The following is a 16,366-nucleotide window of genomic DNA, read 5'->3' as shown; positions in this document are numbered from 1 at the left end:
TACCTATTTATAAAATAATTAACATAAAAAATTATTCTTTAGTTAAATATGAATTTAAATCGATACTAAGTCCAACTAAGAATTTATCACGTGTTTGTCCATTGAAAAATGAACGAGAATAATCAACTGTAAAAACTCTAAAAATACCTATTCCAACATTGCTAAGTCCAATAGAGTATTCTGCGTAAGGTTTATTTTCTTTGGTAAAAAGAACATCTCCACCAACAACAAGGTTGAAATTTAATTTATTAATCAAAGGAATTTTTCCAAGAATATAAGATTTAAAATCATGGCGAACATGAATACTTGCATACTCCGAATTTGAAATAAAATCATAGTATGGAAGTAAATTAAAACTATTGAAAAGTCGAGTTTTTTGAGAGAAAATTGTTTCGTTTCCGTTGAAATATTGATAATCTAAAACAGAAATATTTTCTGCGTTAAAGAATTTTCCAGCTCTCGCTTCGTATTTAAATTTCCCTTTGTTTCCAAGTAGAATTGTTTGGTTTAAAGAAGTAAATATTTTATCATATTCATACTCTTTTTTAGATGCTCCAAATCCTTTTTCATATCCAACTTTAAGTACTGGAAATTTTGTTGGAAGATTTACTTTTTTGTTTGGATACATCATGTATTTCTGACCAAAATTGATAGTGAATTCCGTATTGAATTTAAAAATACTATTCGTATCAAAAAGCGTAGAAGTGAAATCACCCGGAGCCCAAGGATTATTAGAAGTATATTTTCGATCGCTTTTTGACCAATTTAAAGAAGAAGTATTAAAAAGTTGTTTTCTTCTTGTATAAAGTAGCGAAGATTTGATATTTAAACCATTAAAAAGTTCCCCAGAATATTTGATTTTAGCAAAAGTATTATCATAGATTTTTAGATAATTTCTTTTAAAATAAACAGAGTAAATACTATTTAGACCAGGAAGAATAGGTTGTTCTTGATTAAATTGAGTTACCGTATTTCCTCCTTCCAAAGTAAGTTTGCTGTTGGCAAGACTTTTAAATTTTTTAGTGAAATTTCCTCGAAAACGAGTTCTTCCTCCTGAAAAATCTTGCATTACTTTTCCTCCAATTTTGTAATAAGTATCTTCTTCAGGATTTAATTTTTTATAAGTTAAACCAGTAGTAAGATTAAAACCTTGCACTGTATTAAATGAAGAACCTACAAGAAGACCATCGACCTGTAATTTCCAGTTTTTTGGTGTATTCTGATAAGTATAGCCCATATATGCCTTCATCATAGTCAATTTATTATTTTCTCTATCTAAAGAATCAATATATTTTTTGGAGCTTTTAAGTTTTTGAATACTATCTTTTTTTCGATAATCCTCTATTTGTTCTTGTTCTAAAGCAATCTGTCGATTGTTTTTCCAATAAGTAGAATCTTTGTCTAAGGCAGTTTCTTCTACACGAAAAACTTCATTTGTAAATGTTTTTTTGTCAAAATTTGGATTAAAATCATAGTTTTTAAAAGCTTCTGAAATCTTCGCGTCGAATTTTATTCCGATGTAAGAAAAATCAAAGTTGATAAAAGAAGATTTTCGTATCCAATGATTTTCTTTCTCATTAAAACTGAAGTTCTGTTTAATGTTTACCAAATCTGCAAATTCCATCTGAATACTTTTTCCAGTAACATTTAAATCTACCCCATAAATACTCCAAGAATCTTCTAAAATATAAATATATCCAAAGAAAACCGGATCATTTTTTCTTCTCGGAATTACTTCAATTTTATTTACCAAAAAACCATCTTTATCATAGAAAGTTCCAGCTAATTTGTATTTATAATTCGCAAAAGCATTGGAAGCAATTGGCGAGATAATAGGTTTCATGATTTCAACACTATTTTTATAAAAATTAAATTGTTTTACGGAAGCTCTATTAAAACTAATTCCTTTATTATCACCACTAACTTTTGTGGCTTTCATGACTTCTTTTATTTTTCCTGGAGCCTGATAAGAAACATCCGAAACAGTTTCAGATAAATAAATAATTCCTAAACCAAGACCGATACTATCCATAGTTTTATGAAATCTTGTAGAATCTTCGGGTTTTTCTAAAAAACTAAGAGGAAGAGAATTTAATCTAAAAACACTTTTAGAATAATATTCTAGTGTATATTTTTTAATTTTTTTCGAGTTTTTCTTTCTGTTTTTTATCGCATTTTTAATAATTCGTATTGCAGGATTCTCTTTAGAGTTAATAACAACCTCTTTCAAAGAAACATTCTGTTCTTCCATTTTTACTTTTAGTTTAATAGGAAGTTCGTTTTTTGAAATTTTGATTTCTTGTTTTTTAAAACCAATAAATTGAAAAACTAAAGTGTAATCTCTGTTTTCTGGAATATTTAAATTGAAATAACCTTCGTCTGTAGTGGTTGTTCCATACTTTTCATCTGCAGTATAAATATTTACATAAGGTAAAGGTTCATTGTTTTTATTTGTTACAATTCCTGTAATTTGAGCAGATAATTGAAACGAAAATAAAAGAACTAGAATAGCAATTAAATTTTTCATAGAATAGTGGTTTTCGTTATTCATAACGACCTAGTAATATTTTTGTTACATCAATTTTTAAGATTTTGTTTGAAAATATTTAGAGATAAAAGAATTATTTTTAAAAGAAGCCTTAATATTTTTTTAAATGAATGAATTATTCACGTTTGGGTTAAGTATTCTGACAAGTTTTTTCGCAGTGATGAATCCGATTGCAAATACACCAATTTTTGCTGGATTGGTAGAAGAAGAAACCGAAGAAAATAAAAAGAAAATAGCAAGAAAAGCATGTCTAATTGCTTTTGTTATAGTGGTGTGTTTTATTGTTTTGGGTAAATATATTTTTCAGCTTTTCGGTATTACAATTCCAGCCTTTAAAATCACAGGAGGAATTTTACTTTTCTATGTTGGTTTTGAAATGTTGCAATCAAAACCTTTGAAAACACAACATCAGACGAATTTTAAAATTGATGATTCTCTTGCGATTTCTCCTTTGGCAATTCCCATTTTAGCAGGACCTGGAACTATCGTTACAGCAATGAATTTTGTTGCAGATGTGAGTTATATAAAAATCGCTATTCTGACTTTGATTTTCGGTTTTATGATGTTGTTGACTTATATTTCTTTTTTGTTGAGTAGTAAAATAATTCGTTTTTTTGGAAATAATCTGATTATCGTAATAGGAAAAATTATGGGATTGATTCTTTCTATTATCGGAACAGATATGTTTATACAAGGAGTGAAAATTGCTTTTTCATTAAAATAAAACCTAGAAAATAGTATAAAATAACAGGTAATAATTCAGTATCTTTATAAGAATAACAAAATAAAATAGGATGAAAGTAGTAATAATAGGAGCGGGAGCTATCGGAGGATATTTTGGTGCAATGTTGGCAAAAGATGGAAATGATGTAACTTTTGTTGCAAGAGGAAATCATCTGAGAGCAATGCAAACAAATGGTTTGGAAGTGAAAAGTACGTTGGGAAACTTTAAATTAAATGAAGTTACAGCAACAGATGATATTTATTCTATTGAAAAACCAGATTTAATCATACATACCACAAAAACTTGGCAAGTAAAAGATACACTTCCTGCAATTGCCGCAATTATGAAAGACGATACGGTGGTGGTTCCGTTGCAAAATGGAATTTCTATAGCCGAAGAAATGCAGTCTAGAATTCCGAAGAAAAATATCATTCAAGGATCTTGTAAAATTTTAAGTAAAATAGAAGAACCAGGTGTAATTAATCATTTTGGAGATAAACCAATGATTACAATTGGAGAGTATAATCAAGAATTTACACCAAGATTGAAACATATCGAGAATGTATTGACAAGTGCGAGAATTCCTACTTTGATGACAGATGATATTGAGAAAAAACTTTGGGAGAAATTTGTTTTGATTTGTACGGGAGGATTAATCAGTATTTCTGATACAAGTTTTGGTAGAGTGAGGGAAGTACCAGAAACTAGAGCATTATTGAGAGATTCTTTAGTAGAAATTTGCGAAGTTAGTCAGAAAGTAAACGGAAAATTAGATGTTGCCTTTGCAGATAAAATCATGGAAACGATTGATAATTTCCCATACGAAGGAGCAACTTCTACCTGTAGAGATCTTTGGAATGGAAAGCATTCTGAGATAGATTATCTAAACGGAATGGTTGTGAAACTTGGAAAAGAACACAATGTACCAACTCCTGTAAATGATATAATTTACTATGTAAATTTACCAAGAGAGTTTAAGGCAAGAGGAATGAAATAAAGTTTAAAAACATATAAATGATGAAAGCAAAAGAATTGTTCTTTTGCTTTTTTGTTTTGTAGAAGTTTTAACATATAATTCTATATTTATACAGTTTTAACAAAATAAAAGAATTATATGAAAAATCACTCTTAGCAAGGTTTTAAAAAAACAGAAATACAACGGTTACTAGCTATTGATTTTCTTTAAAAAAATATATTTTTGACAAAATTTAATAAAACTAGAAAATGAAAAAAATACTATTATTAGCGTTAGGTCTTTTAAACTTCTCAGTGTTTGCACAAACTGAGATAACAGATGCTGAATTGGACGAAAAACTTTTGGTGAAAAATGATAAACTGATAGTTTTAGATTTTTATGCTACTTGGTGTGGACCATGTAAAATGATGGATCCAATTTTAGAAGAGTTAAACTCAGAACTAAAAGGAGAGGTTACTTTTTATAAAATGGACGTAGATCAAAATACAACGGATGATTATATCGGGATTTCTTCTGTACCAACTTATATTTTTCTTAAAAATGGAGAATCTTTAGGTATGGTAAATGGTTCGATGACTAAAGAAGAATTTAAAGCACATATTGATAATTATAAAGATATGGTCGTTGTTGTGGAAGGAATGGAATTTACTCCAGAAAATCATGATGCGAAAGATGAATTTAATTTAGAAATTATTAGTAAGAATAGTAATTGGGGAGATTTGTATAAAATTGCCAATCATGCTTATGAAAAACACGAGGATAAAAAAACACTGAAACAAGCGATTTTAATCATTGAGAAATCAATTGGGTTAGAGAAAAATTATATCAATGTAAAAACATATGCAGCACTTTTATTTAAGTTGAATAAATACAATGAAGCTTTAAAGAAAGCCAAAGAAGCATTGATCTTAGCAGAAGAAAATCAAAAAGACACGAAAACTACTTTAGATTTAATCAAACAAATTATTGATAAATTATAGTTTTTAAAGATATATTTAAACTTAAAATCAAGCATCACTTTTTGTGGTGCTTTTTTTATTTAGATTATAAGTGATAGTGTCACAATCGTTTAATTAATCAGTCTTTATTTTATTAAATTAATAAAACAAAAAAAATGAAGACTAACCTCAAAGTATTTTCACTTCTACTGTTATTGATAAGTTGTACAAATGCTAAAAAATCGACTACAAATAATAGTAAAGAGAAAAATGATTATGTAACTAAAATTAAGCTATGTGTTAAAGATGATAAAATCACTTCAGATTGGAAAAATGCTCTAAAAGGAAGACATAGTGAAGAATTTATAGATTCCTTATCTAAAAATAAAATAGCTTTAAGTGAAGAAGAAAAAGAATGGTATAAATTGATAGATTCTAAATCTTCTAAATGGAATCAGATGAAAGATTCGCTAAAAGTTCCTTTTGAAACTATTTATATAAATGATACAACCAATGTTTTTTTAGGGTATCAAGGCTATGATGATGCTTTTACGATTGGCTATAATACAGTTTGTTTGAATCTTACTGCACTTGTAAGAGAATATGGTTCTGCGAAAACTGCAAAAAACAAAGAAAGAATTGATCGATTTTTTGCCCACGAATACACACATTTATTATCCAATGAATGGGCAAAACAGACAGGACAAAAATTAGAAACATATCAAGACACAATTTATTGGCAATGTATGTTTGAAGGTTTAGGAATGTATCGTTCGATGTCGGATAAATGGTTTCCTGAAGGAGATTCTTTATCAACTGTGGCAGATAAAACATTTGAAACACTTTATCCGATTTTTGCAGAGCGAATTACCACAATTGAAACTTCAGAAAATTTGACAGAAGAAGAGAAATGGAAACTTCGAAGAAATCTTTCTAGAGGTCCGATGAAGAAAAAATGGGGAGCTTTGCCAGTAGGAGTTTGGCTTGCTATGGAAGCTAAGGGAGATGATCGAAATTTAATTCCTTGGATTAAAATGGGGCCGGATGCATTAATTCCATTAGCTGAAAAATATTTGAAAGGAGAGAGTAAGAAAAAATTTGATGCTGTTTTCCCAGATGGATTGACTAATTCTAAAAAATAAAAATATATGAGATTTATAATTACAACTTTTTTGATTTTATGGACAATGAATCAAGCTGTGGCTCAGAATACCACACAAGAACATAAAGATTCATTGAATACAATGGTTGAAAAATATTATGATTTAGAGCCTGTTTAAATTTATATCAAAAAAATTTATATGCTTCTTAAAAAGCTCTTTTTTGTCTTTTTTAATCGTCCATAGCGATGCTATGCACTCCAAAAAAGCCGTCAAAATAGTAATTTAATAAGCTATAAAATAAATTCTGATACAATTTTAAACAGGCTCTTAAATATTAAAGTTTTTCAAGCAGATTCAAAAATTGAAGATGTAAATGCAGTTTTCGAACTTTTTACAGATGATTTTACTTATATACATCCACAATACGGAGGAGTTTATACAAGAGAAGATTTATATAAAGGTTATGTGAGAAATCTAGAAAATGGAGGTTATACTGGTGAAGAATCTGATGTGAAAATTTTGAATAAAATAATTGGTCTAAACGCTGTTACTGTTCAAAGGAGTTATGTTCTTAATAAAGAAGGAAGGATAAAAGATGGAGAGCCACAAATGACACATTTTGAATTTCGTGATGGTAAAATTTTTAGGATTACGGAATATTGGTAATAAAAATTTTAGGAGAGCTTGTTTGTTTTTATCAAAATTTAAATGAGCTCTTTATTGTATTTTACTCTTGAATAAGCCCTATTTTTGTAAAGAAATAAAACAGAAAAAAATGGAAAATCAAAATAGAAGTGGGAAGCTGCGAAAAAATATCAAAGAAGGATATGAGGTTTCTATAGTTCAGAAACAAGATCAGCGAACAGGAGAACTTACTGAAGGTTTTGTAGAGCGAATTCTTACAAAATCACCACAACATCCACATGGAATTAAAGTTCGATTGGAAACTGGAGAAGTAGGTCGTGTGAAAGAGGTTCTTGGTGATGGGGAGTAGGGGAACCTAAATAAAATAGAGTTGATTTTTGTGAAACTTTATTGTATCTGTTAATTAGGTTTGTAAAAAATATTATGGTATGATAAAACTTGAAGAAATAACGTCTTTGCCTAAATTTTCAGATCAACTAGAAAATAAACTTTTATATTCTAACCATTCTGAAGATATATCTATATCATATAAATCAACTTATACAATAAAGTTTGTTATTGATGGATTGAAAAATTATAATTATGATAACCGTGATATAAAAGTTGAGAAGAATCAATATCTTATTTTAAATAATGATAGTTTAATAACGACAGAAGCAAAAAAAGATACTAAAGGAATTTCTTTGTTTTTGTCTTTAAAGTTAATTGATGATATTTTTCATTTTCAAACCAATGAAAAGAAATCTATTAAATTTCTAGAAATACTACAAAAAAACTCGAATCAAAATATTTATTTTTTACTTAAAGAAATTGCTTATTTATATGAAAACAATCAAATAGCTTTGATACAACAAATAGATGATTTATTTATTAAAATCTCTGAATTAATAGTTCAAGAGCAAATTTCGATTGATACTAATTTTTCTAATTTGAAAATAATAAAACATGATACCAAGAGAGAATTATATAAATTAATCATGGATGCAAAAGAGTATTTAAATGATAATTTTAAAGAAAAAATAACTCTTGATATTATTAGTAAAGATATTGGAATTAGTAAATACTATTTACATAGGTTATTTAGAGAAATTAATAAAAATACTCCTCTTGATTATTTGACAATAATACGATTAGAACATGCGAAAAATAAACTGAAATCCACAAAAGAAACCATTTTTGAAATTGCTATAAATTGTGGTTTTGATAATACTGCTTATTTTTCAAACTCATTTAAAAAGTATACTGGATTTACCCCAAGCAAGTTTAGAAGGTTATATTAAAATCAGCAAGATTTTATAAAACAAAATTTCTAAATCAATCTATTTTTGGACATATAAATTATAAAAATGATTGAAAAAATAGCGCATATAACAGATTTACATCTTGATGAATATTTTCCTTTTAAAGATAAAATAACAACAAGAAAAAGGTTAGACTACATTATAAATGATATCAAAAAAAATAATATTCAACACATTGTTTGTACAGGGGATATTGGAGAAGGTGATGGAGTTTCTTATTTTTTTAAAAAGATTGAAACTTTTAATACTTCTGTAACTTTAGGTAATCATGATAATTTTTTTGAAATTTCTAAATACTACAAAACAGGAGTTAATTTTGATTCAAAAAAAATCTATAAAAGTCAAGAATATATAAGTTTTAAAATCATTTATTTAGATTCTTCTTCTGGTGTAATTGATGAAAAACAACTTATTTGGTTGAAAAAAGAACTAAAAACTGCTAAACCTATTATTATTTTTATTCATCATCCAATTATTAAATTAGATTTGAAAGTAGACGAAATAGGAAAATTAATAAATCGTAAAAATTTGATTGAAATTTTGACACAAGTAAAAAATGAAATTACAATTTATTGCGGTCATTATCATATAGAAAGTACTTCGTTTTATAAAAACTTAAAACAATTTATAACACCTGCAGTTGCTTTTCAAATAAAAAAAGATTTAAATAAAATTGAAATAGATAAAACAATTTCTGGATATAGAATAATTCAGATTGAAAATACGAATCTTACTTCTAAAATTAATCTATTTGACCATGCAGACTAAAAAGCAATCATTTCTAGAGAGTTTGGTAAATGTGTCAGTTGGATTTTTAATCACAATAATATCACTAAATATTATATTTCCTTTTTTAGGTATTGAAAGCCATGTTGGGAAAAATATGTTAATTACAATCTATCTAACAATATTGAGTATTTTAAGAAATTATATTTTGAGAAGATATTTTAATAAAAGACAAAATACAACTTAGATTTTCTATATCGAAAACTCTCACTTTTGCTCAAAAAAATAATATCAAAGGCTAGAGGATTTTGACTTCTCTAGCCTTTGATATTAATAAAAATTTTTAAAAAGTATATCTTACAAAAAGACCTGCCATATAAGTTCCAAAACTATTGTTATTTGTACCATGAGCTCCATTAACATCAACATCCCAATATCCAGTTAAAAAATAATTACTTCTATCTCCAATATTAATAGGAAATGGATCGTCACTTGCTGTCAATTGTACATCATTAATATATGATTTACCACCTTTTGTTTTACTAATATACATTCCCATCATACGATTTCCAGTACTACCATTTGTACCAACACTACCACCTCCATCTACAGCCCAATATCCAATGTTTTCATAATTTTTACCATTTGGAGCTATAGGCTTAGGGTCATTAGATGCTGTTAAAAATACATTTTCTATATGTTGAACGTCTTCTAAAGATTCAACTTCAGTATGTTCTGCATACAGAGCCATCATTCCTGTACCTCTCGAATTTTTTGTTCCTACAGAACCTCCCGAATCAACGTCCCAACATCCAATTAAAATATAACCTTCTGGTCCTGCTGGAGCAGTTGATGCATTACTTGCTACTAAAAAAAGATCTGTTATAACTCTCATAATCTTTAAATTTAAAAATTCCTACTCTTTTTAAAATTAGGTTTTTCAGATTTCACCCTTATAATTAAATATTATGATAGTAGCTACTCAATCGAATATTATAAATTAATTACATTACAAATTTCCAAGTATAATTTTAAGTTTTATAGAGTATAAATACTCAATTTAATTGATATAAGAATTAAATTCTTCTTATTGGTTTTTGTTTAGTTCTTGTCAAAGTTTATTTGAACTTATATATGTAAAATATTTTAGTAATATAAATGGTCTTAAACCAGTATTTTGTCTCAATCAAAGTACTGTTTTTTTTTAGAATGGTAGTTTTAACTCAATACAACTTTTCCAAGGGCTTCCATTAGTTGCGGTCTGTCTTCTAGTCCTATTTTTGCTACAGAAAAGAATTCGCTCATCCAGTCGTCTGCTTTTTCGAAGGCTTGGTTCTTTTGTTTGGTAGCGTCTTGTGATTCTCCTTTTTCAATTAGGTAGTGGTTTTTTGCTTTTTCTACAGCATCGATTAATGAAATTGCTGTTGTGATGTCTTCTGCGGTAATTTTTAGTCGAACAAGTTTTGCTGCGAGTTCTGGAGTTTCGTTTAGGGTGTTGTAGAATAGTTTTACTTTCTCCATCCATTTGGTATATGCTTTTGGCAATACCCCAATGATTTCTAAATCGCTAAGTGTACCTGGTTCTTTGCGGAATACAACTTTTGCTTTTTTGCGGTGTGTGCTAAAAATTTGTTCTAATTCCTCTTTTTTCTCATCGTAGGCTCTGTAAGCTTGTGAAGTTTCAATGTCTTCTTTTTTATTGAAACGGAAAGCCTCTTCGGTTTCTGCTAGGATTGTTTTTCCTTCTGCAATTAGGGTAGCATCATAGCCGAATTCTGCTAAAATTGCTGCTATTTCTGTTTGTGTCTCTGTATTTTCTAGTGCTGCTTTATAAAACTCTAGTGTTTTTGCTTCAGATTGCTTTTTTTGTGTAGCCATGCTATTCTAGTTTTAAATTAATATTCGTTTTTATTTTATGTGAAAGATTTTCTTTCCTATTCCTTCTGCTTTCCCTCGTGTTCCTTCCAGATGTTTTCCTATTCCTTCTGCTTTCTCATGTGTTCCTTCCAGATGTTTTTCTGTTCCTTCTGCTTTCCCATGTGTTCCTTCCAGCTGCTTTTCTGCTCCTTCTGACTTCTCATGTGTTCCTTCCAGCTGCTTTCCTATTTCTTCTGCTTTCTCATTAACTCCTTCTAAGGTTTCTTCTGTTTATTACTTTTGAATTTATATAAATAATTGGTTTTTAATATTTTAAATGTATGAAAAATATATTTATTTAACATGTTTACGTTTTATTTGTTAAAATAATTTGACTTGCTTTTTTTTTAGACAAATGTGGAAACCCGTAAGGATTGTAGATTTTAGTTATTTAGTTTTAAGAAATATTAATTTTAAAAAATAAAAAATGGCAGTAGAACACAAACCAACAGCAGTTGTTCATAGAGGAACAAAAGGAGGTAAAACAGGGTGTGGAACAGACACAAGAGAACATAGTTCTCATTGGGTTTCTACAAGTAAAAGCATTACTTGTGGTAAAAATGGATGTTCTTAGACTGTAAGAATGTTTTTTTATTGGTGTTTAAGGAGGGAGTATACTCCTTAAATACCAGTAAATTATAGAGGTGTTTTGAAAAGAACTATGAAAGGTATATTTTATTTCTAATGTTCGCTGGCGAGATTTTGTAAATGTGACCATGCAAACATTAGGGATAATGGGCACATTTACAAAAGTATGCCAGATATTCATAATAAGTTTTGATGACTTTTCCCTTAAGAGGGAAGCTTGATAATCTGTATGCCTTTATACAAAATCAAACATGAAAGTGTTTAATTAATTTTTCACAACTTCATATCATCCATTTTAACATCTAATTGTACATAATTAGGAATATATCTTGCAACTTCTGCCCAATATTCTTTGGAATGATTTTTAATTTTTGTATGAACTAATTCATGAACAATTAAATAATCAATTAAACTATATGGTAATTGAATCGCATCAAAATTTAGAATAATCGTATTAGAAGGTGTGCAGCTTCCCCAGCGTTTTTCTAGTTTTCTGAATTTTAATTGTTGGAATTCTAATCCTGTTTTTTTAACCCATTTTTTTACTCTAGGCGTTATTTTTTCTACTGCTTTTGCATTCAAAAATTTGCTAAAAGCTTTTTGTAGATTTTCTTGTGTATGTAAGTTTTCAGGTAAATAGACTTGAAATTTGGATTCTGTAAAAGAAATTTGGATTTTTTTCAAATCATTATCCAAAATAAGTTGCACATAATATTTTCTTCCCAAATATTGCATTCTAGAACCTGTTACAATCGTGTCAGTATCTATAGATTTTACCAAGGCTAGCTTATTTAAAATCCAACGTGCTTTTTTTAAAATCAAATATTTTTGCTGTTCTTCTTCCAGAAAACTTCCTTTCAACACAACACCAGAATGTTTTTCTACACTGATATAATGTGCATTCAAATCTTCTTGCTCTTGAAAGGTATATTCTATTGTCTTATTCCCATATGCTACACTAGGCATCTTTATTTTTCTTTAATACGTCTATCATTTCCCTCATCTTTTCTTTCGCATCTTCATGTTCTAACTTTAATTTTAGAACGCGCATTAATTTATTTTCAATTTTTTTCAGAACTCGTCCTTTACTTTCCCAACCAATGATATTTAATTGTGCTTGGATTTCGTCAAAAAAGGTTCTTGTTTTTTTTGCTGCTTCTTCTGCAAAAATAGTTTTCATGGAATTAAATAAAGCAATTTCTTGCACAGTAACAAATCCTTTATTTTCTCCTTCTTTTCGCTCGTTTATAATTTGATCTTGCATTTCTCCAAAAGCGAATAATAACTGTGCTTGCGTAATCTGATTTGCCTCTTTTTCTTTTAGTAATTGTTCCAGCCTTTCCGCTAAAGGTTTATAAAAATCAGGATTTTTATCCATTCCAACTTTGATGGTATGCTTTAAATTATTTCGCATCTTCAATTCTTTTGTAGCTGGAGAAGTATTGGTTAATTCTTCCTCAAATTTTTCTCTATCTATAATAGAAATAGGTTCGTTGAATAAATTCTGAACGCCATTAGATTTCAAATGCTCATCAATTATTTCTTGTAACATTTTACTTTCGTCTTTGGTGATTTTTAATTCCTCATCTTCTGGAAACGCATTTTTAGCCCTTATTTTTAATTCGTTGAAAAGTTTAAAATCACCCTGATATTTCATCGCTTTTTCATTGGGCAATACCAGATTTACGGATTTATTAAATTGCTTCAACAAATCTTTAAATTCATCTCGAATGTCCAATGGTTCAATAAATCGGATTGCTTTGTCTATAAACGCATCTCGTTGATAATTCCTGTCTATTTTTATGGACTTAAATAAAGAAACCAATTTAGTGTGATTTAATGCTAATTTCGGTAATTCTTCATTTAAATCTTTCAAAATATCTTCTGCAACTACATCACCAGAAAAAATTTCCATAGCATGTGTTAAATCCTCTGTAATTCCACTATAATCTACTATAAAACCAGCACTTTTTCCTTTTCTGGAACGGTTTACTCTGGCTAAAGCTTGTAATAAATTATGTTCTTTTAAAGGTTTGTCCAAATACAAACAAGAAGCAATTGGAGCATCATAACCTGTCAATAACATATCAGATACAATCAAAAATGCAGTATTATCATATTTCTTTTTTCCAGATTTTTCTGTTTCTTCCTCGTTTCCAAAAGGAAGTTTGAAATCTTCTGTAACGTCTTTAATATCCTCTGTAGGAACTACAAATACAGGTTTTTTATCGTTCGGATTTTTTATATTCCAACTCATTGTTTCATGATATTCTCTGGCTATTTTATCCGATTTTGGTGAACCTAAACTCACTACCACTTTCGAATCAAAATCATGATAACCTTCTTCTTTTAATCGATGTAAAATTTGTTGGTATCGAATTGCAGCTTCTCGACCATTACAAACCAACATGGCTTTGTGTCCGTCTGGATATATTTTTTCTTTAAAATGATCTATAATATGCTTTCCAATAGATTCGACTCTTTCCGAAGAGATTTGATATTTTTTTAAAGCATCTTTTTTAAGTTTATCTTTCTTTTCCTCAGATGCATCGCCAAATTTTTCTTCAAACTCTGCTTCTAATGCTTCTTTTTTAATCGATAATTTTGCAATTCCAGAATCGTATAACAAATCTACCGTAGCACCATCTGCTACAGCTTCTTTTATGGTATAAACATCAATATAGTTTCCGCCATAGAATTCTCCCAAAGTTGATTTGTCTTCTTTAGAAATGGGTGTTCCTGTAAATGCAATAAATTTAGCTTTTGGCAATACCGTTCGCATAAAAGATGCTAGAAACCCATAATGACTTCGGTGTGCTTCGTCAACTAGGATATATAAATTTTCTTTCGCAGAAAGTTCTTCTAGTTCTATAACTTCTCTATCGGTTTCTTGCCACTTTCCGTCTATTTTTTGTTTGTAAATTTTGGTCAGTGTTGTTTCTGTTATTTCTTTTTCTATTCTTATAGCACCATTTTCCTCTACTGCTGTCTGATCGTTAGAAGAAGTATTTTCTTGATCTGGTTCTTGAAATTTCTGTAGGGTAGTAGTAATAATTGTTCCATAATCATTTCGTAACAATCCATCTAGATGAGCTACAGAATTTGCTTGATTTACATTTTTAAAACCAACATTTCGAAAAGTAGTTGTAATCTGTCTATCCAAATCTTTTCTATCAGTCATGATGATAACCGTAGGATTGTCAAAACCAAATTCTGGTGCTTGTAGTTTTCTGGTAACATAAGCCATAGTGATTGATTTTCCAGAACCTTGTGTATGCCAAACTACGCCTCCTTCACCTTCTTGTAGTTTTTGAATGGTTTTATTGGTTGCTCGTAATTGTTGGTATCTCGGAAGTTTTTTGATGGTTTTTCCTTCGTTTAATTCAAAGATTACAAAATGACGAATCAAATCCAGAAGACGTTCTTTTCTAAAAAGAGAATACAGCAAAATATCTTGCTCTTTTGGTGAATCTCCTAAAAAATCTAAGGATTCGTCTTTGGCTGTTTTAAAAACAGAATAAAATTGTTTTGGTGCTTCGATGGCTCCATATTTTCCGCCAACTTCCCAAATTCCACAACAAATCTGATTGAAATGAAATAGTTTTTCAGAGTTTTTTTGGTAATATTTTAAATCTGAAAAAGCTTTATCCCAAGCGTTTTGTGCTTTTGGCGATTTACATTCGATAATTCCAATAGGCAATCCATTCACAAAAACTACCAAATCTGGAATGGAATGTTCTGCTGTACCATGGAACTTCAACTGATTTACTACCAAAAAATCATTATTTTCTACATTTTCATAATCTATAAAATGAACAGGTAAAAAAGTTTCTTTTCCTTCGATGATTTGTTTTACACGAAAACTCCCACCACGAATCAATTTCCAAGCTTCTTGGTTTATTTCCATCAAAGAACTTCCATTGATAGAACTAATTTCTTGAAATGCTTTTTGCAGATTGATTTGATTAATCCACGGATTGATTCTTTGAATTGCTTTTTTTAAGCGTTCTTCTAAAAGTATTTGTGTAATTTCTGTTCGTTCTTCTAGCTGGCTACCTTTTGTATATTGGTAACCCATTTTTTGAAATAATTCGATAGCGGGTTGTTCGCTATACTTGTATTCTGGGGATTGACTCATAGTTTTTTATTCTTCACTGCTAGTTTTCTTTTTCCAGCAGTAGTCATTTATGGTTTCTCGTTCTAGCAAATTCTCTAAAATAGATGCCAAAACTTGTGTTTGATTCTCAAAAATAAGCTTATTCTCAAAACGAAGCACTAAAATTTCTTGTTCATTTAAAAAAGCATCTCTAATCGCATCTTTTTCTTTTCCTTCTTTGGTAAAATGATGCGCACCGTCTAGTTCTATTGCGATATGTTTTTCTACACAAAAAAAATCTAAAATATAATTGCCAACACTGTGCTGCCTTCTAAACTTAAAACCTCCTAATTGTTTTTTTTTCAGACAATTCCAAAGTACAGCTTCGGCAGTTGTTCCGTTGTTTCTTAGCTCTTTTCTAAATTTTTTAAGTTCTGGTCGGTTGTGCAATTCGTTTCTATTCATTTTTAAGTTTTATTTTAAAAATAAATATAAAATGTTGTTTTTGAGTAATTTGTTTGTTTTTTTTTAATCGGGATGATTTAATATTACTTGATTAGTAGGGGTGTTCTACCTCCTCCTTCTTCGGGTACTCCTCCTGCAAGGAGGAGAGTTGTTTGGATTTTATAATTAATTAAAAAATCCAAAAAAATAATATATCCACAACCCTAATAATTCCCCTCCTTTTAGTAGGGGTGCCTTAAAGGCGGGGAGGTAAAACACGCAACTCCAAGCAAATTTTAAATTTTCTTACTCGGGATGATTTAATATTACTTGATTAGTAGGGGTGTTCTACCTCCTCCT

The 16,366-nt window shown here is 29.2% G+C and carries 16 protein-coding genes; 10 read left to right on the top strand and 6 right to left on the bottom strand.

Translation table 11 applies throughout. The features are described from left to right. Positions 1-31: 31 nt before the first annotated feature. A complete protein-coding gene (locus tag I0K12_RS18150) occupies positions 32-2,527 on the bottom strand; it encodes a DUF5686 and carboxypeptidase regulatory-like domain-containing protein (RefSeq protein WP_196889563.1) in 2,496 nt (831 codons plus the stop codon). A gap of 127 nt (positions 2,528-2,654) precedes the next feature. On the opposite strand from I0K12_RS18150, the gene I0K12_RS18145 reads away from it, so the two are divergent. From I0K12_RS18145 to I0K12_RS18110, 9 genes are all read left to right on the top strand, one after another. After that, a complete protein-coding gene (locus I0K12_RS18145; protein WP_196889562.1) occupies positions 2,655-3,272 on the top strand; it encodes a MarC family protein in 618 nt (205 codons plus the stop codon). A 70-nt stretch (positions 3,273-3,342) separates the two neighbouring features. Next, the gene (locus I0K12_RS18140) at positions 3,343-4,269 is read left to right on the top strand and encodes a ketopantoate reductase family protein (RefSeq protein WP_196889561.1); all 927 of its coding nucleotides are present in this window, start codon (positions 3,343-3,345) and stop codon (positions 4,267-4,269) included. A 227-nt stretch (positions 4,270-4,496) separates the two neighbouring features. Continuing rightward, entirely contained in the window at positions 4,497-5,228 is a 732-nt protein-coding gene (trxA, locus tag I0K12_RS18135; RefSeq protein WP_196889560.1) for a thioredoxin, read from the top strand. 134 nt (positions 5,229-5,362) lie between these two features. After that, the gene (locus I0K12_RS18130; protein ID WP_196889559.1) at positions 5,363-6,328 is read left to right on the top strand and encodes a DUF5700 domain-containing putative Zn-dependent protease; all 966 of its coding nucleotides are present in this window, start codon (positions 5,363-5,365) and stop codon (positions 6,326-6,328) included. Positions 6,329-6,334: 6 nt separating this feature from the next. After that, positions 6,335-6,466, top strand: a complete 132-nt coding sequence (locus tag I0K12_RS22145) for a hypothetical protein (RefSeq protein WP_255552918.1) — start codon at positions 6,335-6,337, stop codon at positions 6,464-6,466. Between the two features lie 288 nt (positions 6,467-6,754). Then, the gene (locus I0K12_RS18125) at positions 6,755-6,955 is read left to right on the top strand and encodes a hypothetical protein (protein ID WP_196889558.1); all 201 of its coding nucleotides are present in this window, start codon (positions 6,755-6,757) and stop codon (positions 6,953-6,955) included. A 109-nt stretch (positions 6,956-7,064) separates the two neighbouring features. Next, complete coding sequence (locus I0K12_RS18120) at positions 7,065-7,283, top strand: YwbE family protein (RefSeq protein ID WP_196889557.1); 219 nt, start codon at positions 7,065-7,067, stop codon at positions 7,281-7,283. Positions 7,284-7,362: 79 nt separating this feature from the next. After that, complete coding sequence (locus I0K12_RS18115) at positions 7,363-8,214, top strand: helix-turn-helix transcriptional regulator (protein WP_196889556.1); 852 nt, start codon at positions 7,363-7,365, stop codon at positions 8,212-8,214. A 66-nt stretch (positions 8,215-8,280) separates the two neighbouring features. Continuing rightward, a complete protein-coding gene (locus I0K12_RS18110) occupies positions 8,281-9,003 on the top strand; it encodes a metallophosphoesterase family protein (RefSeq protein WP_196889555.1) in 723 nt (240 codons plus the stop codon). Positions 9,004-9,304: 301 nt separating this feature from the next. Here I0K12_RS18110 and I0K12_RS18105 read toward each other — a convergent pair whose 3' ends face one another. Beyond that, positions 9,305-9,856 (bottom strand): hypothetical protein, encoded by a 552-nt coding sequence (locus I0K12_RS18105; RefSeq protein ID WP_196889554.1) that lies wholly within the window; start codon positions 9,854-9,856, stop codon positions 9,305-9,307. 323 nt (positions 9,857-10,179) lie between these two features. Then, complete coding sequence (locus tag I0K12_RS18100; protein WP_196889553.1) at positions 10,180-10,839, bottom strand: hypothetical protein; 660 nt, start codon at positions 10,837-10,839, stop codon at positions 10,180-10,182. Positions 10,840-11,305: 466 nt separating this feature from the next. Between I0K12_RS18100 and I0K12_RS18095 the strand changes: the two genes are divergently transcribed. Then, positions 11,306-11,452 carry a hypothetical protein gene (locus I0K12_RS18095; protein WP_196889552.1) on the top strand — a complete coding sequence of 49 codons (147 nt, stop codon included), beginning with the start codon at positions 11,306-11,308 and terminating at the stop codon, positions 11,450-11,452. 287 nt (positions 11,453-11,739) lie between these two features. Here the strand turns inward: I0K12_RS18095 and I0K12_RS18090 are convergent, their stop codons facing one another. Genes I0K12_RS18090 through I0K12_RS18080 form a run of 3 tightly spaced genes read right to left on the bottom strand, consistent with a single transcriptional unit; the run spans position 11,740 to position 16,027 of the window. Next, positions 11,740-12,432 carry a M48 family metallopeptidase gene (locus I0K12_RS18090; RefSeq protein WP_196889551.1) on the bottom strand — a complete coding sequence of 231 codons (693 nt, stop codon included), beginning with the start codon at positions 12,430-12,432 and terminating at the stop codon, positions 11,740-11,742. Next, a complete protein-coding gene (locus I0K12_RS18085) occupies positions 12,425-15,604 on the bottom strand; it encodes a type I restriction endonuclease subunit R (protein WP_196889550.1) in 3,180 nt (1,059 codons plus the stop codon). Before I0K12_RS18085 ends, I0K12_RS18090 begins: the two co-directional genes overlap by 8 nt. 6 nt (positions 15,605-15,610) lie before the next feature. Further along, positions 15,611-16,027 (bottom strand): endonuclease domain-containing protein, encoded by a 417-nt coding sequence (locus I0K12_RS18080; protein WP_196889549.1) that lies wholly within the window; start codon positions 16,025-16,027, stop codon positions 15,611-15,613. Positions 16,028-16,366: the final 339 nt, after the last annotated feature.

Source organism: Aureivirga sp. CE67, from assembly GCF_015767245.1.
GTDB lineage: Bacteria > Bacteroidota > Bacteroidia > Flavobacteriales > Flavobacteriaceae > Aureivirga.
This window is presented reverse-complemented; position numbering and strand designations above follow the sequence as displayed.